The organism is Xanthobacter sp. NM-59, assembly GCF_021401125.1.
Classification (GTDB): domain Bacteria; phylum Pseudomonadota; class Alphaproteobacteria; order Rhizobiales; family Xanthobacteraceae; genus Xanthobacter.
This window is the reverse complement of sequence record NZ_JACBFQ010000003.1, coordinates 323,945-347,248: the sequence shown is the minus strand read 5'-3', so window position 1 is coordinate 347,248 and position 23,304 is coordinate 323,945. Positions and strand designations below refer to the sequence as shown.

At 68.0% G+C, this 23,304-nt stretch carries 23 protein-coding genes; 10 read left to right on the top strand and 13 right to left on the bottom strand.

Annotated features, from left to right (window positions below; translation table 11 throughout):
- Nucleotides 1-110 precede the first annotated feature (110 nt).
- Entirely contained in the window at nucleotides 111-1,034 is a 924-nt protein-coding gene (locus tag L0966_RS09300; RefSeq protein ID WP_234051610.1) for a cation diffusion facilitator family transporter, read from the top strand.
- 126 nt (nucleotides 1,035-1,160) lie between these two features.
- Here L0966_RS09300 and L0966_RS09295 read toward each other — a convergent pair whose 3' ends face one another.
- The 11 genes from L0966_RS09295 to smc form a co-directional block, all read right to left on the bottom strand.
- The gene (locus tag L0966_RS09295) at nucleotides 1,161-1,364 is read right to left on the bottom strand and encodes a DUF1737 domain-containing protein (protein ID WP_234051609.1); all 204 of its coding nucleotides are present in this window, start codon (nucleotides 1,362-1,364) and stop codon (nucleotides 1,161-1,163) included.
- A 36-nt stretch (nucleotides 1,365-1,400) separates the two neighbouring features.
- Nucleotides 1,401-2,090, bottom strand: coding sequence for a DJ-1/PfpI family protein (locus L0966_RS09290; protein WP_234051608.1), 690 nt, complete (start codon nucleotides 2,088-2,090; stop codon nucleotides 1,401-1,403).
- Between the two features lie 5 nt (nucleotides 2,091-2,095).
- Nucleotides 2,096-2,974 (bottom strand): CoA ester lyase, encoded by an 879-nt coding sequence (locus tag L0966_RS09285; RefSeq protein WP_234051607.1) that lies wholly within the window; start codon nucleotides 2,972-2,974, stop codon nucleotides 2,096-2,098.
- 746 nt (nucleotides 2,975-3,720) lie between these two features.
- Nucleotides 3,721-4,884, bottom strand: a complete 1,164-nt coding sequence (locus L0966_RS09280; RefSeq protein WP_234051606.1) for a hypothetical protein — start codon at nucleotides 4,882-4,884, stop codon at nucleotides 3,721-3,723.
- Nucleotides 4,885-4,962: 78 nt separating this feature from the next.
- Nucleotides 4,963-5,097, bottom strand: coding sequence for a hypothetical protein (locus tag L0966_RS22240; RefSeq protein WP_255684255.1), 135 nt, complete (start codon nucleotides 5,095-5,097; stop codon nucleotides 4,963-4,965).
- Complete coding sequence (locus L0966_RS09275; protein WP_234051605.1) at nucleotides 5,097-5,588, bottom strand: ATP F0F1 synthase subunit B; 492 nt, start codon at nucleotides 5,586-5,588, stop codon at nucleotides 5,097-5,099. Before L0966_RS09275 ends, L0966_RS22240 begins: the two co-directional genes overlap by 1 nt.
- Nucleotides 5,589-5,811: 223 nt before the next feature.
- Nucleotides 5,812-6,528, bottom strand: coding sequence for a F0F1 ATP synthase subunit B (locus L0966_RS09270; protein WP_370640680.1), 717 nt, complete (start codon nucleotides 6,526-6,528; stop codon nucleotides 5,812-5,814).
- Between the two features lie 75 nt (nucleotides 6,529-6,603).
- Nucleotides 6,604-6,831, bottom strand: coding sequence for a F0F1 ATP synthase subunit C (locus L0966_RS09265; RefSeq protein ID WP_234051604.1), 228 nt, complete (start codon nucleotides 6,829-6,831; stop codon nucleotides 6,604-6,606).
- Between the two features lie 75 nt (nucleotides 6,832-6,906).
- On the bottom strand, nucleotides 6,907-7,659 hold the full coding sequence (locus L0966_RS09260) for a F0F1 ATP synthase subunit A (protein WP_234051603.1): 753 nt from the start codon (nucleotides 7,657-7,659) through the stop codon (nucleotides 6,907-6,909).
- A 244-nt stretch (nucleotides 7,660-7,903) separates the two neighbouring features.
- Entirely contained in the window at nucleotides 7,904-8,293 is a 390-nt protein-coding gene (locus L0966_RS09255; protein WP_234051602.1) for an AtpZ/AtpI family protein, read from the bottom strand.
- Nucleotides 8,294-8,562: 269 nt separating this feature from the next.
- Nucleotides 8,563-12,015: a chromosome segregation protein SMC gene (gene smc / locus L0966_RS09250; RefSeq protein WP_234051601.1), complete on the bottom strand. Its 3,453-nt coding sequence runs from the start codon at nucleotides 12,013-12,015 to the stop codon at nucleotides 8,563-8,565.
- A gap of 537 nt (nucleotides 12,016-12,552) precedes the next feature.
- Here smc and L0966_RS09245 point away from each other — a divergent pair.
- From L0966_RS09245 to L0966_RS09225, 5 genes are all read left to right on the top strand, one after another.
- Entirely contained in the window at nucleotides 12,553-14,352 is a 1,800-nt protein-coding gene (locus L0966_RS09245) for an acetolactate synthase 3 large subunit (RefSeq protein WP_234051600.1), read from the top strand.
- A 90-nt stretch (nucleotides 14,353-14,442) separates the two neighbouring features.
- Nucleotides 14,443-14,958, top strand: a complete 516-nt coding sequence (ilvN, locus tag L0966_RS09240; RefSeq protein WP_234051599.1) for an acetolactate synthase small subunit — start codon at nucleotides 14,443-14,445, stop codon at nucleotides 14,956-14,958.
- 97 nt (nucleotides 14,959-15,055) lie between these two features.
- Nucleotides 15,056-16,075: a ketol-acid reductoisomerase gene (gene ilvC, locus L0966_RS09235; protein WP_234051598.1), complete on the top strand. Its 1,020-nt coding sequence runs from the start codon at nucleotides 15,056-15,058 to the stop codon at nucleotides 16,073-16,075.
- Nucleotides 16,076-16,472: 397 nt separating this feature from the next.
- Nucleotides 16,473-16,955, top strand: a complete 483-nt coding sequence (gene fldA, locus L0966_RS09230) for a flavodoxin FldA (protein WP_234051597.1) — start codon at nucleotides 16,473-16,475, stop codon at nucleotides 16,953-16,955.
- Nucleotides 16,934-17,320 (top strand): DUF2023 family protein, encoded by a 387-nt coding sequence (locus L0966_RS09225; RefSeq protein ID WP_234051596.1) that lies wholly within the window; start codon nucleotides 16,934-16,936, stop codon nucleotides 17,318-17,320. Before fldA ends, L0966_RS09225 begins: the two co-directional genes overlap by 22 nt.
- Nucleotides 17,321-17,434: 114 nt before the next feature.
- Here the strand turns inward: L0966_RS09225 and L0966_RS09220 are convergent, their stop codons facing one another.
- On the bottom strand, nucleotides 17,435-17,794 hold the full coding sequence (locus L0966_RS09220; protein ID WP_234051595.1) for a hypothetical protein: 360 nt from the start codon (nucleotides 17,792-17,794) through the stop codon (nucleotides 17,435-17,437).
- 226 nt (nucleotides 17,795-18,020) lie between these two features.
- On the opposite strand from L0966_RS09220, the gene L0966_RS09215 reads away from it, so the two are divergent.
- From L0966_RS09215 to L0966_RS09205, 3 genes are all read left to right on the top strand, one after another.
- Complete coding sequence (locus L0966_RS09215) at nucleotides 18,021-18,770, top strand: transaldolase (RefSeq protein WP_234051594.1); 750 nt, start codon at nucleotides 18,021-18,023, stop codon at nucleotides 18,768-18,770.
- Between the two features lie 227 nt (nucleotides 18,771-18,997).
- A complete protein-coding gene (locus L0966_RS09210) occupies nucleotides 18,998-20,092 on the top strand; it encodes a Ppx/GppA phosphatase family protein (RefSeq protein ID WP_370640679.1) in 1,095 nt (364 codons plus the stop codon).
- Nucleotides 20,089-20,841, top strand: coding sequence for an RlmE family RNA methyltransferase (locus L0966_RS09205; RefSeq protein ID WP_234051592.1), 753 nt, complete (start codon nucleotides 20,089-20,091; stop codon nucleotides 20,839-20,841). The genes L0966_RS09210 and L0966_RS09205 overlap by 4 nt, the downstream gene beginning before the upstream one ends.
- A 295-nt stretch (nucleotides 20,842-21,136) precedes the next feature.
- Here L0966_RS09205 and L0966_RS09200 read toward each other — a convergent pair whose 3' ends face one another.
- Nucleotides 21,137-22,573 carry an MFS transporter gene (locus tag L0966_RS09200; RefSeq protein WP_234051591.1) on the bottom strand — a complete coding sequence of 479 codons (1,437 nt, stop codon included), beginning with the start codon at nucleotides 22,571-22,573 and terminating at the stop codon, nucleotides 21,137-21,139.
- A gap of 295 nt (nucleotides 22,574-22,868) precedes the next feature.
- Between L0966_RS09200 and L0966_RS09195 the strand changes: the two genes are divergently transcribed.
- Nucleotides 22,869-23,117 carry a hypothetical protein gene (locus tag L0966_RS09195; RefSeq protein ID WP_234051590.1) on the top strand — a complete coding sequence of 83 codons (249 nt, stop codon included), beginning with the start codon at nucleotides 22,869-22,871 and terminating at the stop codon, nucleotides 23,115-23,117.
- Nucleotides 23,118-23,304: the final 187 nt, after the last annotated feature.

Below are 23,304 nucleotides of genomic sequence, written 5' to 3'. Positions count from 1 at the left end.
TGCCGCCACGGCGGATCCGCGCGCTCGTCCTCAGCATTCGCCCTGGGCATACGGCCGGTGGTGTCTCAGCGCGCTCTGGGTGCTTGACGAACGGCCCCGCGGCGGTCCTGATGCCGGCCACCAACGGAGGACATGCGGTGTCGGGATCGGCGAGCCAGAAACTGTCGTTCCAGGCCATGATTTTCACGGCCTGCCTGTTTCCCTTCTACATCCTGGCGGCGACGCTCACCAATTCCTCGGCCATCCTGTCGGATCTTTTGGCCACGTCCTTCGATCTTACGGCGCTCACGGCCTGCTGGTTGGTGCTGCGCATCGCCCACAAGGCCAATACGGGCAAATACGCCTATGGCCTGGGCAAGCTCGAAAACCTCGCCGAGCTCATGATCGCTCTGCTGCAGAGCGCGCTCGTCATCATCGCCGGCACGCAGGCCGTGTCTCGCATCATCCATCCCGAGGGGGTGAGCGGGGCGGAATTCGGCCTCTTTGTCACGGCGGCGGCGGTCGCGGGCAATGTGGTGCTGAACCGAAAGGCGCTGCGGCTGGCGCAGGAAACCAAGTCGCCGGTGCTGGCGGCCCAGGCGCGGGTGCACCTGGTTTCGGCCATTTCCTCGGGCGCGGTGTTCATCGTCACCGTCATCACCTCGCTCTTCAACGATATCTACTGGATCTACTATCTCGATCCCATGGCATCGTTCGTGGTGATCGGCTTCATGGTCTACAACATCTTGGCCATGCTCACCAATTCGGTGGGCTCCCTGCTCGATCAGGCGATCGGCGAGGCGGGCCAGCTGCGCATCCTGAAGGTGCTCACCTCCCATTTCGACGATTTCTCGGAGCTGGGGGACATTCGCACCCGGCAGTTCGGCGGCAAGATGTTCGTCGAGCTGCATCTGGGTTTCGACGATGCCTGGACCGTGGGCGAGACGCGCGCCGTGGTGGCCCGCCTGATGGCGGCGGTGAAGGCCTCCTTCCTGGAGGCGGGCGACGAGGTGGAAGTGGCCGTGGTGCTGATGCCGGGGCCGGCTACGGCTTGAGAACAGCTGAGGGCAGGTCGGGGCGCGGGCCATTTGGCGCGCCCCCCTTGGCGAGGCAGGCAAGCGCCCTTTTGGGGGCGCCCCGGGCAGGCAAGCGCCCTCTGGGGGGCGCCGCCGAGGCCGGTGTCAGTAGTCGGAGAGCTTCACGTCCTCGCTCCACTCGCCGGGAACTTCCTTCACGATGGCCTGGCCGCAGATCACGCGGCCCTTCTGCTGATCGAAGGTGAGGGTGGGCGCGCCATGGAGCTGCCAGCCCTTGTTGAGGGCCGCCGTGACGCGATTGCAGAAGGACGTGTCGTCGGGTCCGGTGAGGTAGCGATAGAGCTTCATGGGCACTGCCGGGGTTGGCGTGGAGGGGATGCCGGGTCAGGCCGGCGGGATGAGGCCGAGCCGCGCGCCCGCCTCGCGGGCCACGGCCTCGCGGCGGGCCTGAAAGGCGGCCGTGCGTGCGCGCACCTCGGCCACGAGGCGGGGCGCGGTGCCCGCCGGTGGAAAGGGCGGCGCGGGGTCGTATTCCATGGCGAGGGCGATGCGCCGCGCCTCGTCTTCCCCCGCGATCTGCCCGGCGAGCGTCAGCGCGAAATCGATGCCGGAGGTGACTCCGGCGCCGGTGATGCGGTTCCGGTCGACAACCACCCGCTCGGCCACCGGCTCTGCGCCCAGCAGCGCAAGCTGGGGCAGGGAGAGCCAGTGGCAGGTGGCGCGGTAGCCCTTCAGCAGTCCCGCCGCGCCCAGCAGCAGCGAGCCGGTGCACACGGAGGTGATGAAACGCGCGCCCTGCGCCATGCGGCGCAGGAAATCGAGCGCCTCGACATCCTCCATCAGATCAAGCTGGCCGGGGCCGCCGGGCACGAACAGCAGGTCGCACTCCGACAGCCCGCCGAACGCCACGGTGGGCATGATCCTGAGGCCGGAGGCATCCTCCACCGGCTTGCGCCATTTCTTCCACGCCAGCTCGATCTTCACCCCTTCGAGGCGGCTCAGCACCTCGAACGGGCCGGTGAGATCGAGCTGCGTCATGCGCGGATAGACGACCATGACCACACGCAGCGTCATGGCCCTCAGCCCCGCGCGGCGATGGCGTCGGCCACGGCGACGGTGCGCTTGGCCATCTCTGCGTGCAGCAGCTCCACCATGCGGCCGTCCAGGGTGATGACGCCCTTGCCCGCATTCTCCGGCAGCGCGAACGCGGCGATGATGGCGCGGGCGCGGGCCACCTCTGCCTCTGGCGGTGAGAAGGCGCGGTTGCAGGGCTCGATCTGGCTCGGGTGAATGAGCGTCTTGCCGTCCATGCCGAACGATACGCCCTGGGCGCATTCGGCATCAAAGCCTTCGGTGTCCTGGTAGGCGTTCCACACGCCGTCGAGCACTTCCACGCCATAAGCCCGGGCGGCGGCCACCACCAGCGTCAGCCACGCCACCATGGGCGCGCGGCCGGGCACCAAGGCGGCGCGGGTTTCCTTGGCAAGGTCGTTGGTGCCGAGCACGAACACCGCGAGGCGGGTTACGGGATCCTTGGCGCAGGCGGCGATGGCCTTGATGTCCAGGATGGCGAGGGGGGTCTCGATCATGGCCCAGACCCGCGTGGTCTGCGGCACGCCGAGCGCCTCCAGCCGGCGGCCGACGGTCATGAGCTGCTCGACGCTCTGCACCTTGGGCACCAGGATGGCATCGGGCGCGGCGCTGGCGGCGGCATCGAGATCGTCCGAGCCCCACGGGGTGTCGAGGCCGTTGATGCGGATCACCACCTCGCGGGGTCCGAATCCGCCTGCCTTCACGGTTTCGACGATTCGGCCGCGGGCCTCCACCTTGGCGTCGGGGGCCACCGCGTCCTCGAGATCGAGAATCACGGCGTCGGCCGGCAGGGTGCGCGCCTTCTCCAGGGCGCGGGCATTGGAGCCCGGCATATAGAGAACGCTGCGGCGCGGGCGAATGGTCATGGATGAGCTCCCAGTTGAACGCAGTGCGAACTTAAGGCGTCGCGCCCGCGGCGGGAAGCGTCCTGCGGTGCGCAGTTCCGGGTCTCAAGCGTACGCCCAAAGCGGGCGCGCACAGCGCGCAGTCCATCGTGGCACCGGGAGCCCGAGGGCCGCCGGCGGGGGAGGTCGCGCCATCGGGCCGCGGGTATGTGATCTGGCAATGCGCGATCTCTCGCGCTGCGGCATCGCGGCGTCAGCCTGCGTCCCCGGGGGCAGGGACGTGTTCGCCCACGCGAACTGCCCCGGCGCGCAAGGTCGCCTGCCGCGTCCGTTGCGTCGGCCGCTCGTGGCCCATTGCTTCGCCCCTGGGTCCGAACACGACATGGTTGCCGGCGGTGAGGCGCGCGACGTGGCCCGAGGAAAGGTGGCTGCGTCGGGCCACAGGGGCACTCAGCGGGGAAGATGGAACCTGCCGCGAGCGCTGCCCGAGCTCCCGAAACGCCGCCCTTACCCTCCTGCCGCGACGCGGAAAAATACAGAGCACGGAGATCGCGCTCCTGCGCGACGGGCGCCGGAAAGGGCGCGCGGTGCGCGGCAAGTTACGGGCGGGATCTCGTCCGGCCAGCACCGAGAAAACGCCGCTGCTGATACCGGCGGCTGGCAGGCGCCACGCCCGGAGGGAAGTGGCGCGGGTTCCCGTTCGGCGGGAGGCCGCAGCTGCAGCACGCGCCAAACGCACGCCGGAAGGGGGGCGTCCGTTGGCGGGGCTATTTCTGCACTGGTGCCGGCAGCTCGGCGGAAGGGGGCGGCCAGGAGAAGTCGTCCGCGCGGCCGCGGACGGCGGGCGGGGAGATGCCGTCCTTCAGCGCGCGTGCCCCGCTTGGAACAGGGGCCGTGGACTGGGCCGCCACAGGCAGCGGCTTTGCGTCCGCCCTGGCCGGAGCACCGGCGAGGCTCAGCGCCGGCTGCGCATTGTCGGGCGAGGCACTGGGCTTGGCGGGATCCTCCAGAAGGCGATTGAGGTCCTTCTGAACGAAGAATGCCAACTTGCGCCCCCCTGCCCGCGTGAAGCGCACGCCATCATTGAGGCGCAGGCGCCGCCGCTGGCCGTCCACCGCGGGGCCGGTGACCAGATACTTGCCATCTTCTTCCACGAACCCGTCCCAGACGCTGACGAAGGGCAGGCCCGCACGGGCGGCGCGCGCGCGCAGGATTTCATTCAGCCGCTCGTAATCGGCGGAAACGCTGGAATTGGCCACGGGGGCGATGCCGACGACGATCACGCGGCCGGCCTTATCGCGCAGGAACGCAAGAACCTCATCCACGCGGCGGCTATAGAGCTCGATCCAGCGGTCGGTCAGCGGCTCCAGCAGGAGCTCCCCGTCCTTGATGGGCTTCAGGTCCTCCGCCCCCAGAGCGAGGACGGTGACATTGGGGCGTCCGTTGGCGATGGCGGGGGGAGCCTTGGCGATCCAATCCACGGGGGTGGACAGGAAGCCGCTGTCGTCCACCGTGTATTCAACGATGGCGAGCCGGCCGCGATCGGGCACATAGGCATCGGCGAGGCCCTGCGCGAGCTGACCGCCCATGCGGTCGCCGAGCACGAGGGCGAATTGGCTGGGCGGCTGGCGCTTGTTCTGGGTTGCGGCGTCCGCGCTCGCATAGACGGTGCCTTCAGGCTCCGGCGGCGGCTCGCGCTTTTTCGGAGCAGCCGGGGCCTGCGGAACCGGCTCCACCTGCCGCTGCTGCGGCCCAAAGCCGGGCCACCACCCATTATTGCGGTTGTTCCGCGGGGCCTGGGGCACGGGCGCCGGCGGGCGCAGGAAGAAGAAAAGGTCGGGCTGAGCCCGTGCCGGCGCCGGCACAATGACCAGCCCAAGGGCGACGGCAAAAAGGGCAAGCAGGTGGGGCAGCAGGCCTCGGGCAGACATGCGGCGAGCCAGCCTAGACCCGCCTTCAAGCAGGGCTGGGAACGGGGCAAAGGAAAGGGCAGCAACCATCCGCATGTATCAGGTGTCGCTCAGGCTGGCGGCGATTTCAAGGAGTAGCGCGCGTGCGGATGCGCCCTTGAAACGAACAAAGCCGCCCGGGATGCGGGCGGCTTTGAGATGCGTGACTGAAACAGGTGACGGCTGCGCTGCCATCAGTTGAGCTTGGACTTGACCTCTGACAGCGCGTTGGTCACCAGCCGCTCGGCGGCGGCGCCCTTGGCTGCAGCGCTCAGCAAGCCTTCGGCTGCGCGGCTGGCGGTGTCCGCGGCGATGGCCCGAACATCGGCAATGGCCTGCTTCTCGGCCTGGGCGATCTTTTCTTCCGCCATCTTGGTGCGGCGGGAAACGAAGTCCTCAAGCTTGGTCTTGGCCTCTGCGGCGAGACGCTCGGCTTCCGCCTTGGCGGCGGTGACGATCGATTCGGCTTCGGCCTCGGCCTCGCGCTGCTTGCGCTTGAACTCGGCCACGAGCTTCTGCGCCTCTTCCTTCAGCCGGCGGGCTTCCTCGAGCTCCGCTGCGATGCGGGCACCGCGCTTGTCGAGAGCCGCGGTAAGCGAACGATGCGCGCCCGCATAGATCAGGATGCCCACGAACACCAGGAAGGCGATGGCGACCCAGAGTTCCGCCAGTTCCATCTCGTGCATGTCACGGTCCTCAAAATGGTCGGAACCTGGCTGTCGCGCCCTTCGGCGGCGGTCCCCCGATTCTCACACCTGGGTTCTTTAGTGTCTCACCTTCCTCCGCCTGCCGAGACGAAATGTGCGCGGCGCGAAGGAAGGCGTCGTTGGTACGCGATGCGTTTGCCATTTGGCATCCGCGTTACTCCGAAACGAAAGCCGATCGGAGCGGTAATTCAGCCGGCGACGGTCAGGCGGCGGTCCGCGCGGCAAGCGCGGAATCAACAGCCTTCTCAACGTCAGCACGCGGAGCGGAGCTGCCGATGAGCGTGGACACGATGGTGTCCGCAGTGTCGACGGCGATGCCGCGGACGTGGCTCATGGCGTCGGTCTTGGTGGTGGCGATGCGCTGTTCCGCGGCGACCAGCTTGGCAGCGAGGTCGGCTTCGAGCGCCTTGCGATTAGCATCCGAATCAGCCGCAAGCCGATTACGGGTTTCCCCGGCGATGGCATTGGCCTTGGCGCGCGCCTCGGTCAGAGCCTTCTCGTAGGCGGTCTGCGCGGCGTGGCTCTCGGCCTTGTGCTTGTTGGCTTCCTCGAGATCGTCGGCGATGCGGTCGTGACGCTCTTCAAGGATGCGGCCGATGCGCGGCAGGGTCACGCGGCTCATCAGCAGATAGAGAATGCCGAAGGTGATCGCCAGCCAGAGAAGCTGGGACGGAAAGGTCGTGGCATCGAACGGGGGAAACTTCACCGCGTGCGCGTCCACGGGATTGTGCTCGGCCGCGCCGTTGGCATGCTCGCCAGCGGCGGCGTGGCCGGAAACGGGCTTGGCGGGCGCCGCCGCCTTGTCCGCCGGGGCCGCGGTTTCAGCATGCGCGACCTGCGGAGCAAGGGCGAGGGGGGCGGCCATGAGGCACGCACCGGTCATCGCCACCGCGACAGTCAACTTCCACGTCTTCATCATGGCTGGCCCGCCTGACTTGAACTTGTGCCAAAAGCCCCGCGCGATGGCGCGAGGCTCTTTTTCAGCAAACCTCGATCAGGCCACGAAGAGCAGAACGAGGGCCACGACCAGCGAGAAGATGCCGAGACCTTCCGCGAGGGCCGCGCCGATGAAGGCGCGAGCGAACTGGCCATCGGCGGCCGACGGGTTGCGCAGCGCACCCGAGAGGAAGTTGCCGAAGATGTTACCGACGCCGACGCCGGCGAGACCCATGCCGAGGCAGGCGAGGCCGGCACCGACGAACTTTCCAGCTTCCGCTTCCATTGGACTGCTCCTTGAGAACCTGTTGGATTAACGAAACGGGTGGGAACTTGCTCGCGAACGCTTACGCGACCCCGGTCAGTGACCGGGGTGGATGGCGTCGTTGAGGTAGATTGAGGTGAGCACCGCGAACACGTAGGCCTGCAGCACAGCCACCAGCAGCTCGAGCGCGGTGAGCGCCACGATCATGAAGAAGGGCAGCGTGGCGCCGAACCAGCCCACGACACCCGCCGAAGCAAGGCCCACCACGAAGAAGGCGAAGACCTTGAGCGCGATGTGGCCCGCCAGCATGTTCGCGAAAAGACGAAGCGAGAGGCTGATGGGCCGCGACAGGAAGGACACCACCTCGATCACCACCAGGAACGGCAGCAGGAAGGCCGGCACGCCCGAGGGCACGAACAGGTGGAGGAAGTGGGTGCCGTGCTTGAAGAAGCCGTAGACGATCACGGTGCCGATCACCAGCAGCGCCAGAGCGGCGGTGACGATGAGGTGGGCGGTGACGGTGAAGGTGTAGGGGATGAGCCCCACCAGATTGGCCACCAGCACGAAGGTGAAGAGCGTGAACACGAAGGGGAAGAACACCATCCCCTGGCTGCCCGCCGAATCACGAACCATCTTGGCGATGAATTCGTAGCTCATCTCCGCCACCGACTGCGCCCGGCCCGGCACCAGGGTGCGGCCACGGGTGGCATAGGTGAGGAAGAAGAAGATGATGGCCACGATGCCGAACATGAACACGGCGGCGTTGGTGAAAGAGAACTGCACGCCGCTGATGTTCAGCAGGTCCACAAAGCGCTTGATCTCGAACTGATGGATCGGATCGACGGTCATCCGAACGCGCCCCCTGCCACGCGGCGCGAGCGCCGCAATTTTAAGACAAGCGGCGCGAGCGCCGCAATTCCAAGCCACGCGGCGCGAGCGCCGCAATTTCAACTCCACGACGTGTCCGCCGTGGCCGATACCCGGCGGCCGAAGCCGCCTTCAAGAACGCTGCGGCCGGGGCCGCCTTAAAAACCCGCCGGCGGCCGCGACCGCCTACCGTTCCCCCTGGATCCGAGCCGCCGCAACGGGCGCATCAGGACTTCGGGCGGTGGCGCGAGGGGCCTTCGCCCGCCGCGCGCATCATGTTCAGCACCCCGGCGCCGAAGCCGATCAGGGTGAAGACGATCAGTCCCCAGGGGGCGATCGCCAAAAACGTGTCGATCCCGTAGCCGATGGCCGCTCCCACCAGCACACCCGACACAAATTCCGCGCCCAGGCGGAAAGCGAGAGCCACGCCCGAGCGGGATGAGGTGTCGCTGGCGCCCTTGGGCGCAGGGACTTCCCGCTTCGAGCGCGCCTGGCTCAACGAAGTGTCGAGCTGCTCCAGCCGCGCGCCGAGCTCGGAATCGTCGGAACCGGGCGCCTGCGACTTGCCAGCGGCCCGGTGGCGCTCTCCAGAGGGAGAATGTTCAGGCTCAGACATGGCGCAAACCTCGGCTCCGGGGCGAAGCGGACGCTCCACCCCTCGAAACCGGGCCGCACCATAGTTGTGTCAAAATTGGGTGTCAAGGCACACGCAAAGTGACTTAAGTCTATGAAAATACGAATTAAAAATAAGGCTGCGACAACGTGGAATGCCCCTTTTTGCGCGCTGTGCGACGTCGCGGCAACAGGGGGGTAGGCGGGCACGCTGCCTGTTTGGTGTGCCGCAAGGGACTTTGCGCGGTGCGCGGGTGTGGTTTGCGCGGCGTTTCAGCTCGCTTCGCGCAGGCGTTCGGCGCTCTGGAGATCCACCGAAACCAAGCGGGAGATGCCGCGCTCGGCCATGGTGACGCCAAACAGGCGATTCTGGTGCGCCATGGTGATGGGGTTGTGGGTGATGGTGAGGAAGCGCGTGTCGGTGCGGCGCGTCATTTCCTCAAGCAGGGTGCAGAAGCGCTCCACATTGGCGTCGTCCAGGGGCGCGTCCACCTCGTCCAGCACGCAGATGGGCGCCGGATTGGTGAGAAAGACGGCGAAGATGAGCGCCATGGCGGTCAGCGCCTGTTCGCCGCCGGAGAGCAAGGAGAGCGTCTGGGGCTTCTTGCCGGGCGGGCGGGCGATGATGTCGAGGCCGGCTTCCAGGGGGTCCTCGGCGTCGGTCAGCACAAGGTCGGCCTCGCCGCCGCCGAACAGGGTGTCGAACAGCGATTTGAAATGGGCGTTCACCACGGTGAATGACGCCTGAAGCCGTTCGCGGGCCTCGCGGTTGAGGCTCTGTATGGCGCCGCGCAGGCGCTTGATGGCCTCGATCAAGTCGTCGCGCTCGGTGGTGAGGGAGGTGTGGCGGGCCTCCGCTTCCTCCAGCTCCAGGTCGGCGCGCAGGTTCACGGCACCCAGGCGGTCGCGGTCGCGCTTGGCCCGCTCCAGAATCGCCTCGATGGGACCAGGGTCGGGAAGATTTTGGTCATCGGTGATGCCGGCCTGGGTGCGGGCCACGTCCGGCGGGCCTTCCAGGGCCTCGAAAATCTCACGTTCCATATCGTCGCGGCGCTGGCGGGCGGCGTCCAGCCGGGCTTCGGCGCGGGCGGCTTCCGCGCGCGACTGGGACATGGCCTCCAGCGCGTCGCGGGCGGCCTTTTCGGCGGCGGCCAAGGCGGCCTCTCCCTCCGCCAGCCGGTCGGCGGCGGCGCGGCGGGCGGCTTCGGCTTCCTCGAGGCCAGTCATCAGGGCGCGGCGCTGGCGGATGATTTCCGAGGGGGCGTCCTCGATCTCCGCCAGTTCGGTGTGGGCCTCTTCGGCCCGGGTCTCGATGGCGGCGAGGCGCTCGCCCGCGCCCCCGGCGCGCTGTTGCCAGGAGCGGCGCTCGCCGGCAATGGCCTCCAGGCGCTTCATGCGGGCAGCACTGTCGCGGCGCACTGCGTCGGCGGCGGCGCGGGCCTCGGCCAAGGCGGCGCGGCGCTCGCCGGCCTCTGCGCGGGCGCGCGCCAGCTCGGCTTCCAGAACCTGGGGCATGTCGAGGGCGGCAAGCTCCCCCTGCACGTCCTCCATCTGCGCCTCGGCCTCCTCGCGCACGGCGGCAAGGCGGGCGCGGGCTTCGGCGATGGCGGCGAGGCGGGCCATGTGCTGGGCGGCCTTGCGCTCGGCGGCCTCCAGAACCGCGCGGGCGGTCTCGGCGGCGCGCTGGGCGGTGCGGCGGGCCTCGCGCGCCTGGGTCTCGGCGGCGGCGGCCAGGCGCAGCTCACCTTCACGGTCCGCGAGGCTCGCGCGGATCTCCTCCGCGGCCTCGTGGGCGGCGGCGGCCTCCTGCTCGATGTCGGCGAGGCGGTTGCGCTCGGCCAGGCGCCGGGCGGCGGCGGTGGGCGCATCGGCGGCGGCCACCATGCCGTCCCACCGCCACAGGTCGCCGGCGCGGGAGACAAGGCGCTGTCCCGGCTTCAGCAGAACGGCCAGGCGCGGCCCCTCGGCCGGCTCCACAATGCCCACCTGGGCTAGGCGCCGGGCCAAAGCGGGAGCCCCGGTCACGTGCCGCGACAGGGGCGTGGCTCCCTGCGGCAGCGGCGGGTCCGCCGGGTCCATCTCCACGCCAGCCCAGCGGGCGGGGGCCTCCGGCGCCACCGGCAGGTCGAGGTCATCGCCCAAGGCGGCGCCGAGGGCGGTCTCATACCCCTTGGCGACGGACAGCAGGTCGACCACGGGCGGAAAGCGGTGATCGGTGGACTGCAGCAGCTTGGCCAGGGTGCGGGCTTCCGCGTCCAGCCGGCCGAAGCGCTTTTCCGCCTCGTTCACCGCCGGGCGCAGCTCCTCCACCGCGCGGCGGGCAGCGGTGTGGGCGGCCTCGGCGGCCAGGGTCGTTTCCTCGGCCTCGGCCAGGCTCTCGCGGGCGATTTCCGCATTGAGGCGGATGTCGTCCAAGGCGGCGGTGCCAGCCTCGCGGTTCAGCCGGCCTTCCTCCGCCTCCACCGAGGCACGCTCGGCGGCATTGCGCAGCAGCCGGTCACGGATCTCCTTGGCGGTCTGCTCCAGGCTGGCGCGGCGGGCGCCGAGATCGGCAAAATGGGTGGTCTTTTCCTGGAGGAGCTGCTCGGCCTCCTCCAGCAGGGCGGCGGCTTCCTCCTGCCGGTCGGCGGCCAGCGCCGAGAGCTCGGCGGCCTCTTCCTGCTCGGCCAGCAGGGTTTCCGCCTCCAGGTCCAGGCGCTCCAGCACCCCTTCGGCATCGGCGGACAGGGATTTTTCGCGCTCCAGGTCCTGGGCGAGCTGAACCAGGCGCCGTTCCAGCTCCTGCCGGCGGGCGGCAAGGCGCGCTTCCTCCTTGTCCAGCGCCTCGCGGGCGTGGGTCAGGCGCTGCAGGGCGGCGGCGGCTTCGGCCTCGTTCTGGCGCAATGGCGGCAGCGCATGGGCGGCGAGGGCCTGAAGCCGGGCGGATTCCGATTGCACGCGCGTCAGCTCGGCCCCGTCGCGCTGGGAGGCGGAAAGCGCCCGCTCGGCCTCGGCCAAAGCGGTTGTCACCTCGCGCCAGCGCAGCCACATCAAGGTGGCCTCGCATTGGCGGATCTCCGCCGCCAGGGCCTTGTAACGCTGGGTCTGGCGCGACTGGCGGCGCAGGCTGTCCACCTGGGACGCCATCTGGGTGATGACGTCCTCGACGCGGGCGAGGTTCTGCTCGGCGCCCTTCAGGCGGTTTTCCGCTTCGTGCCGGCGGGCATGGAGGCCGGCGACGCCGGCGGCCTCCTCCAGGATGCGGCGGCGGGCATTGGGCTTGGCGCCCACGATCTCGCCGATCTGCCCCTGCCGCACCAAAGCCGGTGAGCGGGCGCCGGTGGAGGCATCGGCGAACAACAGATGCACGTCGCGGGCGCGCACGTCCCGCCCATTGATGCGATAGGCCGAGCCGGATCCGCGCTCGATGCGGCGCGCCACCTCCAGCTCGTCCCACTCATTGAAGGCGGCGGGGGCGGTGCGGTCCGAATTGTCGAGCTGCAGCGCCACCTCGGCCATGTTGCGCGCCGGCCGGCCGGTGGTGCCGGAGAAGATCACGTCGTCCATGTCCTGGGCGCGCATGGCCTTGTGGGAGCTCTCGCCCATCACCCAGCGCAGCGCTTCAACCAGGTTCGACTTGCCACACCCGTTCGGGCCCACCACGCCTGTCAGGCCGGGCTCGATGACGAGTTCGGTGGGCTCGACGAAGGTCTTGAAGCCCACAAGTCGCAGGCGGTTGAACTTCATGGGGGCCGGAGGCGGTCCGATGCAACGGGGTGGAGCCGGAATGCTGCTTCCGGCGTCAATCCCTCAAAAAGGATCTCGGCAAGAGGTGTGCCAGCGCTTTCGCGCCGCGTCAAACAGGGAGCGGACCAAGCCGCGCTCCGGTTTGCGGCGGGGCGCTTTTCGCGGGTGATGCGGGCGGGCGCGATCAATGCTTGACGCCTTGCGCGACGGTCGGTAATTTCGCGCAACTTTTGAAAGGGCCTGCGTGACCATGCGCAACATCGTTATTCTTCTCGTATCCGGGGGCGCCACGATCGGTCCAGCCTGAGAAGGCTGTTTCGAACGGACGTGGCGCGTGACGAGGGGCCCTTGGGGCCCCTTCGTCGTTTCTGAACCGCCGCGTTCCTTCGGTTCGCGGCTCGGTCGGCGCGGAGCCTGAACGATTTCAGCCCGCGCGGCCATCGATGCCGAGGCGGGATGCGTTCGCATCCTGGTGCCTCGATCCGATGCGATGACAGCCAGATTTGCGGCGCCTCCGCGCCAGGGAGTTCCAACGCCATGACCACTGCGACCGCCTCCGCGGCCACCGCCACCCCCACCGGCACCAAGATGACCGGCGCCGAAATGGTCATCAAGGCCTTCGCCGACCAGGGCGTGGCGCATATTTTCGGCTATCCGGGCGGCGCCGTTCTGCCCATCTATGACGCGCTGTTCCTTCAGGACCAGATCGAGCACATCCTGGTGCGGCACGAGCAGGCGGCCGTGCATGCGGCGGAAGGCTATGCCCGCTCCTCGGGCAAGGTGGGCGTCGTGCTCGTCACCTCCGGCCCCGGCGCTACCAATGCGGTGACCGGCCTTGCCGACGCGCTGATGGATTCCATCCCGATCGTCTGCATTTCCGGGCAGGTGGCCACTCACCTCATCGGCAATGACGCCTTCCAGGAGTGCGACACGGTCGGCATCACCCGGCCCTGCACCAAGCACAATTACCTCGTCCGCGACGTGAACGACCTCGCGCGCGTGCTGCACGAGGCTTTCTACGTGGCGCAGAACGGGCGCCCGGGCCCGGTGGTTGTCGACATTCCCAAGGATGTGCAGTTCGCCACCGGCACCTATGTCGGCCGCGAGAACATCCAGCACAAGACCTACCGTCCGAAGCTGGAGGCCGAGGACGCGCAGATCAATGCGGCGGTGGAGATGATCGCCTCCGCCAAGAAGCCCATCTTCTACACCGGCGGCGGCGTCATCAATTCCGGCCCGGAGGCGAGCCGCCTGCTGCGCGCCTTCGCCCGCGAGACCGGCGTGCCGGTGACCTCCACCCTCATGGGCCTCGGCGCCTTCCCGGCGTCCGACCCGCAGTGGCTGGGCATGCTGGGCATGCACGGCACCTATGAGGCCAATCTCGCCATGCATGATTGCGATGTCATGGTGTGCATCGGCGCGCGCTTCGACGACCGCATCACCGGGCGGCTGGATGCGTTCGCGCCCCATTCCAAGAAGATCCACATCGACATCGACCCGTCCTCCATCAACAAGAACGTGAAGGTGGACCTGCCCATCGTCGGCGACGTGGCCAGGGTGCTCGGCGCCATGAGCCGCGCCTGGGCGGCCAAGGGTCTTTCGACCGACAAGGCGGCGCTGACGGCGTGGTGGGCGCAGATCGACCGCTGGCGTTCGCGCCAGTGCCTCGCCTACCGGGCCTCCGACACCATCATCAAGCCGCAATACGCCATTGAGCGGCTCTACAATGCGGTGAAGGACAAGGACGTCTACATCACCACCGAGGTGGGCCAGCACCAGATGTGGGCGGCGCAGTTCTGCCACTTCGAGGAGCCGAACCGCTGGCTGACCTCCGGCGGCCTCGGCACCATGGGCTATGGCCTGCCAGCCGCCATCGGCGCGCAGAAGGCCCATCCCGGCGCGCTGGTGGTGGACATTGCGGGCGAAGCCTCGATCCAGATGAACATGCAGGAAATGTCCACCGCCATGCAGTTCGACCTGCCGGTGAAGGTGTTCATTCTGAACAACAAGTATATGGGCATGGTGCGCCAGTGGCAGGAGCTGCTCCATGGCGGGCGCTACTCCCACTCCTATTCGGAGGCGCTGCCCGATTTCGTGAAGCTGGCGGACGCCTTCGGCGGCGTCGGCATCCGCTGCGACAAGCCGGCCGACCTCGACGCGGCCATTCAGGAGATGATCTCGGTGAAGCGGCCGGTGATTTTCGACTGCATCGTGGACCAGCAGGAAAACTGCTTCCCCATGATCCCCTCGGGCCGCGCCCATAACGAGATGATCCTCGGCGACATGGCCGTGGATCTCGACGAAGCCATCACCGACGAAGGCAAGATGCTGGTGTGACCGGGGCTTCCCGGTCCTCTCGTCCCGCCATTCCGGCCCTCCCCCCGTGCGGGGGAGGGGTTCCCGCCGACCCCATCTTTCGAGCCATCCATGCCTGAAGCTCAAGAGCGCATCGAGCGCCATACCCTCTCGGTCCTGGTGGACAACGAGCCGGGCGTGCTCGCGCGCGTCATCGGCCTGTTTTCCGGCCGCGGCTACAATATCGACAGCCTCACCGTGTCCGAGGTGAGCGCGGAGAGCCATCTTTCGCGCATCACCATCGTCACCACCGGCACGCCCATGGTGATCGAGCAGATCCGCAACCAGCTGGACCGGCTGGTGCCCGTGCACCGGGTGCAGGACCTCACCGTTGAGGGCCATTACCTGGAGCGCGAGCTGGCCATGGTGAAGGTGCGCGGCACCGGCGAAGCCCGCTCGGAGGCGCTGCGCCTGGCGGAAGCCTTCCGCGCCCGCGTCATCGACGCCACCCGCGAGAGCTTCGTGTTCGAGATCACCGGCAAGAGCGACAAGATCGACCAGTTCGCCCATCTCATGGAGCCGCTCGGCCTGGTGGAGGTGGCGCGCACCGGCGTTGTCGCCATCTCGCGCGGGCCCACCGCTCTCTGATCTGGCCGCCAGGCCTGTTCCCTTTGGCCGCGATCCGGTGCAAGACGCCGGCGCGGCCCGCCGCCACTCAAGGACAAACGCCCACAAGGAGACACTGATGCGCGTTTATTACGATCGCGACGCCGACCTGAACCTGATCAAGGGCAAGAAGGTCGCCGTCATCGGCTATGGCAGCCAGGGCCATGCCCACGCGCTGAACATGCGCGATTCGGGCGTGAAGGATGTGGTGATCGCCCTGCGTCCCGGCTCCGCCACCGCCAAGAAGGCCGAGGCCGAGGGCTTCAAGGTGCTCTCCCCCGCCGAGGCCGCCAAGTGGGCCGACGTGGTGATGATGCTCACCCCTGACGAGCTGCAGGGCGACATCTATCGCGACAGCCTTCATGACAACATGAAGGAAGGCGCGGCGCTGTTCTTCGCCCACGGCCTGAACATCCACTTCAACCTGATCGAGGCGCGCAAGGATCTCGACGTGCTCATGGCCGCCCCCAAGGGCCCCGGCCACACCGTGCGCGGCGAATACCTCAAGGGCGGCGGCGTGCCGACCCTCATCGCCATCGCCCAGGACGCCACCGGCAACGCCCATGACCTGGCGCTCTCTTACGCCTCCGCCATCGGCGGCGGCCGCGCCGGCATCATCGAGACCACCTTCAAGGAAGAGTGCGAGACCGACCTGTTCGGCGAGCAGGCGGTGCTCTGCGGTGGCACGGTGGAGCTGATCCGCGCGGGCTTCGAGACCCTGGTGGAAGCCGGCTACGCCCCCGAAATGGCCTATTTCGAGTGCCTGCACGAGATGAAGCTGATCGTCGACCTCATCTATGAGGGCGGCATCGCCAACATGAACTACTCCATCTCCAACACCGCGGAATATGGCGAATACGTCACCGGCCCGCGCATCATCACCCCCGAGACCAAGGCGGAGATGAAGCGCGTGCTGACCGACATCCAGTCCGGCAAGTTCACCCGCGACTGGATGCTGGAGAACAAGGTCAACCAGACCTCGTTCAAGGCCACCCGCGCCCGCGTGAACGCCCACCCCATCGAGGAAGTGGGCGAGAAGCTGCGCGGCATGATGCCCTGGATCAAGGCCAAGGCCCTGGTGGACAAGAGCAAGAACTGAGGTTTTCAGCCGGCGGCTTCGCGCCGCTCGCCTCATGCGCGACCCTGGATCGGCGCCCGCCGGTCCGGGGTTTTTTGTGTCTGCGGCGGGGGGAGATGCACGGGCCCGCCGCAAGGCGTCACGCGCCGCTGGGTGGGAGATTGCGGCCTGTCGGCCGCCCAACTTAAATCAGAATAAATCAAAACAAGATTTGAATTTAAAATTGCTCTCGAAAATGCAGTGTTTCGAATGCGCTGCAAATAACATATATTTTTCTTTGACACAATTCGGTGTTGTCCTATCTTGAGGGTGCTTGCAGCGCGCATCTAGATTTCATGCGCTGAAAGTCGGGCGTCTGCCCCACCTTGCGACGTCCTTTGTTTTTGATTTTGAACAATTCAATAAAGAGACACGACCCATGAATGTTACCGTCATCTTCGGATCGGACGGCGGCGCGACCAAGGGTGTCGCCTCCAAGATTTCCAAGAAGTGTCAGGGCCGCAGTGTCGACATCAAGAGCGCCACCAAGGCCGATTTCGAGAATTGCGATCTGCTGATCCTCGGTTCTCCCACCTATGGCGACGGGACGTTGCAGACGGATTGGGAGGACAACATAGACAAGCTTCGAGAGGCGAAGCTCCAAGGCAAGAAAGTCGCGCTGTTCGGTACCGGCGACCAGGCGACCTATCCGGACTCCTTCGTGGATGCCATGGGTATTCTTTATGATGAGGTGACCGAGCTGGGCGCCGTGGTGGTGGGCTTCACCGACACCACCGGCTACGACTATTCCACCTCCACCGCCGAGCGCGACGGACAGTTCGTGGGCCTCGCCCTCGATCAGGACGGCCAGTCGGGCATGACGGAGAAGCGGGTCACGGCATGGCTCAGCAAGCTGGTGTAGACCCGGTCGCGCTCCGGCTCTTCCACCATCACCTCTATGAATATGGTCGTGGGGTGCGGGGCCTGTTCCTGATGACCCTGGGACTCCTGGAGTCCGCCCCCGTCGTCGCGAAACTTCGCGGCGACGGGATCGACCACTTCGTGCAGCGGGTGGGCGCGTCCAAGGTGAATGTGTTCTTCGGCCGGGAGGCCTATGTGGCGGTGGCGCGCAGCTTCGTCACCAAGCCACTCAACCTTCTGAGCCCGGAGGAAGACTTCATGCTCGGCACCCTGCTGGGCTACGACCGGGAGCAGCAGTGCCGCCGCTTCCTGGACAAGATCGCGGCCGAGGCGGCCCGCTGCCCGCTCGCCATCGCCGCCGAATGATCGCTTTGGGGTAATGGCTTCAGGGGGATCGCCGGCGCGACCGTCTCGCGCCGGGCCGTCAGGGCGCGCGCGACAGCACGTGGCTCCGGCGCGGCCTGAAGGCGCGGCTGCGAATCAGACGGCGGTGTCCGAGTAGCGCGTGGCCAGCGGCAGCGAGGCCGTGGCCAGGAAGGAGCGGTAGCGCCGGCGGGCATCCATGGCGGTGCCATTGTCCGAAATGGCGGCTTCCTGCAGCTCCGCGAGCGCCCAGGGATTGGGCTCCACCGGCAGCGCCACGATTTCCGGCGCGTTGTGGGATGTGATCTCGATGATGTCGTGCGCGGTCAGGGCCTGCAGCGCGTGGGCCGCGAGCTGGCGCTGATAGGCGCGGCGCTCCGGCGCGATGTCTTCCCAGGCTTCCAGAAGCGGATAGCGGGTGCGCGAAAAGGCGTGCATCGCCTGCGCCATACGCTCCACCATGTCCGCTGCGATCATCCTGTCACCCTCATGACCTTACGATCCGTTTGGACCCCAAGGTGCCCTGAAGGCGTTTCATGATCGTTGCGAAGCAGGATGATTTTGCCGCATGGTCAATGAAACATGAATGCGCCAACAGGCTCCACACCCGATCGCGTGAGCGCGGTCGCGTGGGATGGTGCCACGGCGGGGCGGCGCCCATAAGGGCGGTGACAATGTGGGCGGCGACAATGGGAGTGCGCAAATGCCGGTGACCCTCGACATGCTCAAGGTGAAGCTGTTCACCGATGGGGCGGACAAGGCCCAGATCGTGGAAATGGCCCGCCACGGGCACATTGCCGGCTTCACGACCAACCCCTCGCTGCTGCGCAAGGCCGGCGTCACCGATTACGAGGCCCACGCCCGCGCCCTGGTGGAGGCCGTTCCCGACCGGCACCTGTCGTTCGAGGTGATCGCCGACGATCTGCCCACCATGCGCCGTCAGGCGGGGCTGATCGCCAGCTGGGGCGCCAATGTCTATGTGAAGCTGCCGGCCTGCACCACCAGCGGCGAAACCCTCGCCCCCCTGGTGCGCGAGCTGTCGCAGGAAGGGGTGAAGGTGAACCTCACCGCCGTGTTCGACCTGCCGCAGGTGGAAGAGGGCGTGGCGGCCCTGGCCGGCGGCGCGCCTGCCTGCATCTCGGTGTTCGCCGGCCGGCTCGCCGACATGGGCCTGGATTACGTGCCGGCGGTGGCACGGGCGGTGGAGCTCTCCCGCGCCACCCCCAACGTCGAGGTCATCTGGGCCTCCACCCGCGAGGTGTGGAACGTGATCGAGGCCGATCGCATGGGCTGCCACATCATCACCGCCCCGGCCGATGTGCTGAAAAAGCTGCCGGAGCTGGGTACCCGCACCGCTGCGGAACTCTCCCTGGGCGCAGTGAAGGCGTTCCGCGCCGATGTGGAGGCGGCCGGCCTTTCCCTCTCCATCCCCGACCGAAACGCGGCCGCATAGCCGGCCGCCATTGCGCCGCCGGGAGGCGCTGTTAGACTTGGGCCCAAGGCGCAGCCGGGGTGTGACGCGCACACCGGGCTTGAGCGCATTTTCCGCCTTTTGGCGAGGGCATGGACATGAGGGACGAGACGCACGGGTCCGCGTCGGGCTCGGAGCCGTCTCCCCGATCTGGGAGCGAGAGGCGTGGCCCACGGCCGCCCCTCGCGCCACGGGGACCGGAGCGACCGGTGCCGCCGGACGAGGCGGTATACGCCGCCGTCGATCTCGGCACGAACAATTGCCGCCTGCTGGTGGCGCGCCCCACATCCCGCAGCTTTCGCGTGGTGGATGCCTTTTCCCGCATCGTTCGCCTGGGCGAGGGGCTGACCGCTTCCGGCCGGCTGGGTGATTCGGCCATGGAGCGCGCTGGGGCCGCGCTCGAGGTGTGCGCCGCGAAGATGGTCCAGCGGGGCGTCACCCGCGCCCGGGTCATCGCCACCGAGGCGTGCCGCGCCGCCGTCAATGGCGAGGATTTCTGCGCCCGCGTGCGCGAGCGCACGGGCCTCGACCTGGAAGTGGTGGATCGCCGGACCGAGGCGGGCCTTGCCGCCGCCGGCTGCGCGCCACTGGTGGATCCCCACAGCGACGGGGCGGTGCTGTTCGACATTGGCGGCGGCTCCACCGAGGTGGTGTGGCTCGGCCGGCGGTCTGCGGGTGATGATGGCCCGCCGCGGGCGCGCATCCGCGCCTGGATCTCGATGCCGGTGGGTGTGGTGTCGCTGTCCGAGCGCCACGGCGGCGTGCGGGTTTCACCCGATGTGTTCCGCCACATGGTGGCGGAGGTGCGTGGCATGCTGGAGGGGGTGCGCGAGAGCTGGGGCCTGCGTCCACCCCATCGCATGCACCTGCTCGGCACCTCGGGCACGGTGACGACGGTGGCGGGCATCCATCTCGGGCTGGACCGCTACGACCGAACCCGGGTGGACGGCACCTGGCTCAGCGACACCAGCATCGCCGATGTGGTGGACCGGCTGATGGGCATGTCGTTCGAGGAGCGGGTGGCCAATCCCTGCATCGGTGCCCAGCGGGCGGATCTGGTGCTGGCGGGCTGCGCCATCATGGAGGCGGTGCGCGAGGTGTTTCCGGCGGAGCGCCTGCGCGTGGCCGATCGTGGTTTGAGGGAAGGCATGCTGGTTCAATTGATGCGGGCCGATGGGGCCTGGAGGCGGCACCGCCGCGCCGAAGGGGGCGCGGCGCCAGCCGATGCCCCCGCGCCGGGCGAGCATGGCCGCGTGCGGGGCGGCGGCGATCGCGCCGCGCGCAGAAAGGATGCACGGTCGTGAGCACCCCCACCCATGGCCCGGATGGCCGCCCCCTGAAGGTGCGTGTGAAGACCGCGCGCGGCCGCACCACCTCGTCCCAGAAATGGCTGCAGCGCCAGCTCAACGACCCCTATGTGGCCCGCGCCAAGCGGGAGGGCTGGCGCTCGCGCGCCGCCTTCAAGCTCATCGAGATGGATGAGAAGGCCAAGCTGCTCAGGAAGGGCATGCGCATCGTCGATCTCGGCGCGGCGCCCGGCGGCTGGAGCCAGGTGGCGGCACGCAAGATCGGGCTCGATGCGGGGCACGGTAAGATCGTCGGCATCGATCTGTTGGAGATGGAGCCCATCGCCGGCGTTCATTTCGAGCAGATGGACTTCCTGGACCCCGACGCGCCCGAGCGCCTGCTCGCCATGCTGGACGGGCCGGCGGATCTGGTGATGTCGGACATGGCGGCCAATGCCACCGGCCACAAGAAGACCGACCATCTGAAGATCGTGGCGCTGGTGGAGCTGGCGGCGGATTTCGCCCGGCAGGTTCTGGCCCCCGGCGGCGCCTTCCTCGCCAAGGTGCTGCAAGGCGGCACGGAGGGCGCGCTGCTGGCGGACCTGAAGCGCGACTTCGCCCAGGTCCGCCATATGAAGCCGGCCGCCAGCCGCGCCGATTCGGCCGAGCTTTATGTGCTCGCCACCGGCTATCGCGGCAAGGGCGCGGCCGAGGAGGGCGGCGACGAGCAGGGTGTGGCCGAGGAGAGCGGGCACCTGGCAGACTGAGGGCAGACTCCGCGGGCCCGGCCGATCTCCGCCACGGAAGGCGCGCGAGCCGGCTCCGGGCCCGTCAGTCAGCGCTGGACGGGAGCTGTCGCGGTTGGGGCGGGTTTCCGGACCGCGCTCCGCGTGGGCGAGAGCCTTTCCGAGCGACGCGGGACCCGGTCCACCTGAAGGAAATACGGAAAACAAAGGGCGAAGCCGCTTCCGTGTTTCCATAAAAGCTGAAGCATGCCGGGGCCGCGGCTCGCCTGCGGGGGAGGCCCCGGGGCAAGCTTGGGGCATGCCTGGGCTGGCGGGCTCAGTGCTGCTCCACCTGGCTGCGCGGATCGGGCAGGTTGGGCCGCTTGGCGCGCAGCTCGGTGCCGGCATTCTTCGGCAACAGCATGAAGTGGAACACGCTGAGGGCGCTCACCACAGCCACCACCAGGAAGGCCACGTTGAAGTCCTGCTGGGTGACGTGGACCTGCTCCTGCCCGCCGCGCATCATTTCCAGCACCAGCCCGGCGAGGGCGACGCCGGTGGAGAGCGAGACCTGTTGCGCCACGCTGGCAAACGAGGTGGCGCGGCTCATTTCCTGGTCCTGCACCTCGGCATAGCTCAGGGCATTGAGGGCGGTGAACTGGAGCGAGCGCAGGAAGCCGCCGAGCAGCAGCAGCGCCACGATGAGCCAATAGGGCGTGCCGGAGGTGAAGAAGGCGCACACGGCGATGAAGCCCGAAGACACCACCGCGTTCACCGTCAGCACCCGCTTGTAGCCCAGAGCGTCCAGGATGCGCGCCGCCGTCATCTTCATGACGATGGCGCCCGCCGACGCCGAGAAGGTGATGAGCCCGGAGGAGAACGGCGACAGGCCATAGACCAGCTGCAGCAGCAGCGGCAGCAGGAAGGGCAGGGCGCCGATGCCGATGCGGAACAGCGAGCCCCCCACCACGCAGGCGCGGAAGGTGGGGTAGCGCATCAGCTTCAGGTCGAGCACCGCATGGGGCGTGTGGTGGGCATGGTGGACATAGGCGGCAAGCGAGATGGCGCCGATGCCCAGCACCGTCAGCACCACCCACAGCGGCACCAGCTCCTGCCCCAGCACGGCGAAGCCGAAGACCACGCCCGCCAGGCCGACACCGGAGAGCACCAGCCCCTTCAGGTCGAGGGGCGGCACATCCTCGGCGCGCACGTTCTCGATGAAGCGGGTGGCCAGGAACACGCCCAGCACGCCGATGGGCACATTGATCAAGAAGACCAGCCGCCAGTTGAAATAGGTGGTGATGAAGCCGCCCAAAGGCGGTCCGATCACCGGCCCCAGCAAGGCGGGAATGGTGAGCCAGGCCAAGGCCGAGACCAGCTCGGACTTCGGCACCGCGCGCAGGATGACGAGCCGGCCCACCGGCACCATCATGGCTCCGCCCAGGCCCTGGATGATGCGGTACAGCACGAAATCCGCCAGCGAGGTGGACAGCCCGCACAGCACCGAGCCCAGGGTGAAGATGACGATGGCGGAGCGGAAAACCGTGCGCGCGCCGTAACGATCCGCCGCCCAGCCGCTGGCGGGAATGAAGACCGCCAGGGAGAGCAGGTAGGAGGTCAGCGCCAGTTTCAGCGCCACCGGGTCCTCATGCAGATCGGCGGCGATGGCGGGCAGGGATGTGGAAATGACGGTCGCGTCCACCTGTTCCATGAACAGGGCGCAGGCGACGATCAGGGGAATGAGAACCTGCGGGGGCAGAATGAGGCGCGGCACGGGGGCATCCTGACGGCGTGCCGCCTCTTTAAGTCACTTTGCCCGAGGGATGAAGAGGCCATGGGGCCGGCCCCTGCGGCAGCGGGCGAGGCCGAAGTCGCGTGCCGGCTGCCAAATCGCTCGGCCGAAGCCCGTGGCGGGGGCCCTGAGATGGCCGGGCGAAGGAAGGCCGGCGCGGCGCGCGCGAATTTGCCGGGTCGCCCCAGGGGGACGCTTGCAGCGCCGACGATGCCGCCCATATGCGCAGAATGGAAATGTGTCGCGCCCATGGGGCGAGGGCGGAGGTGCGAACCCGATGATCTATATTCTCGCCGCCCTGCTGCCGCCGCTGGGGCTGTTGCTGAACGGCCAGCCGATCTCGGCCGTGGTCAACCTCGTCATGATCGTGCCCTGCGTGCTGCTGGGGCTGGTGTTCGCGCCGTTTCTGCTGCTGCCGTCCGCCCATGCGGTGATTTCGGTGCACATGAAGCGCAATGACCGCTGGCAGCGCCGCATGCTGGAGGCCATCGCCAAGCGCGACGCCCCTCCCGGCGGGCAGCCCTGAGGCGAGTCGCGTGGGGGCTTTTCAGCGATTGGGGCAAGAGGGGTACGAGAGCGGTATATGGGTAAGGTGGCGCAAGGATGCGCGATGCGCGCCCGAAAGGTGCGCTGTGGACATTCTCGTCCTGGTCGGGTGGAGACCCGAAGCGCGACGTGTCCCGATGGCGTTGGCGGCCTGTGCGCGTGTCCTG

Bases quoted from the DNA above. Each gene is read 5' to 3' on its own strand.
- L0966_RS09195 (WP_234051590.1), top strand. From the start codon at position 22,869: ATGATCTATATTCTCGCCGCCCTGCTGCCGCCGCTGGGGCTGTTGCTG.
- L0966_RS09295 (WP_234051609.1), bottom strand. From the start codon at position 1,364: ATGAAGCTCTATCGCTACCTCACCGGACCCGACGACACGTCCTTCTGC.
- L0966_RS09275 (WP_234051605.1), bottom strand. From the start codon at position 5,588: ATGCACGAGATGGAACTGGCGGAACTCTGGGTCGCCATCGCCTTCCTG.
- L0966_RS09290 (WP_234051608.1), bottom strand. From the start codon at position 2,090: ATGACGCTGCGTGTGGTCATGGTCGTCTATCCGCGCATGACGCAGCTC.
- ilvN (WP_234051599.1), top strand. From the start codon at position 14,443: ATGCCTGAAGCTCAAGAGCGCATCGAGCGCCATACCCTCTCGGTCCTG.
- L0966_RS09255 (WP_234051602.1), bottom strand. From the start codon at position 8,293: ATGTCTGAGCCTGAACATTCTCCCTCTGGAGAGCGCCACCGGGCCGCT.
- L0966_RS09225 (WP_234051596.1), top strand. From the start codon at position 16,934: ATGGCTCAGCAAGCTGGTGTAGACCCGGTCGCGCTCCGGCTCTTCCAC.
- L0966_RS09280 (WP_234051606.1), bottom strand. From the start codon at position 4,884: ATGTCTGCCCGAGGCCTGCTGCCCCACCTGCTTGCCCTTTTTGCCGTC.
- ilvC (WP_234051598.1), top strand. From the start codon at position 15,056: ATGCGCGTTTATTACGATCGCGACGCCGACCTGAACCTGATCAAGGGC.
- L0966_RS09220 (WP_234051595.1), bottom strand. From the start codon at position 17,794: ATGATCGCAGCGGACATGGTGGAGCGTATGGCGCAGGCGATGCACGCC.
- L0966_RS09300 (WP_234051610.1), top strand. From the start codon at position 111: ATGCCGGCCACCAACGGAGGACATGCGGTGTCGGGATCGGCGAGCCAG.
- L0966_RS09215 (WP_234051594.1), top strand. From the start codon at position 18,021: ATGCCGGTGACCCTCGACATGCTCAAGGTGAAGCTGTTCACCGATGGG.
- L0966_RS09285 (WP_234051607.1), bottom strand. From the start codon at position 2,974: ATGACCATTCGCCCGCGCCGCAGCGTTCTCTATATGCCGGGCTCCAAT.
- L0966_RS09265 (WP_234051604.1), bottom strand. From the start codon at position 6,831: ATGGAAGCGGAAGCTGGAAAGTTCGTCGGTGCCGGCCTCGCCTGCCTC.
- L0966_RS09260 (WP_234051603.1), bottom strand. From the start codon at position 7,659: ATGACCGTCGATCCGATCCATCAGTTCGAGATCAAGCGCTTTGTGGAC.
- smc (WP_234051601.1), bottom strand. From the start codon at position 12,015: ATGAAGTTCAACCGCCTGCGACTTGTGGGCTTCAAGACCTTCGTCGAG.
- fldA (WP_234051597.1), top strand. From the start codon at position 16,473: ATGAATGTTACCGTCATCTTCGGATCGGACGGCGGCGCGACCAAGGGT.
- L0966_RS09245 (WP_234051600.1), top strand. From the start codon at position 12,553: ATGACCACTGCGACCGCCTCCGCGGCCACCGCCACCCCCACCGGCACC.
- L0966_RS09270 (WP_370640680.1), bottom strand. From the start codon at position 6,528: ATGATGAAGACGTGGAAGTTGACTGTCGCGGTGGCGATGACCGGTGCG.
- L0966_RS22240 (WP_255684255.1), bottom strand. From the start codon at position 5,097: ATGGCAGCGCAGCCGTCACCTGTTTCAGTCACGCATCTCAAAGCCGCC.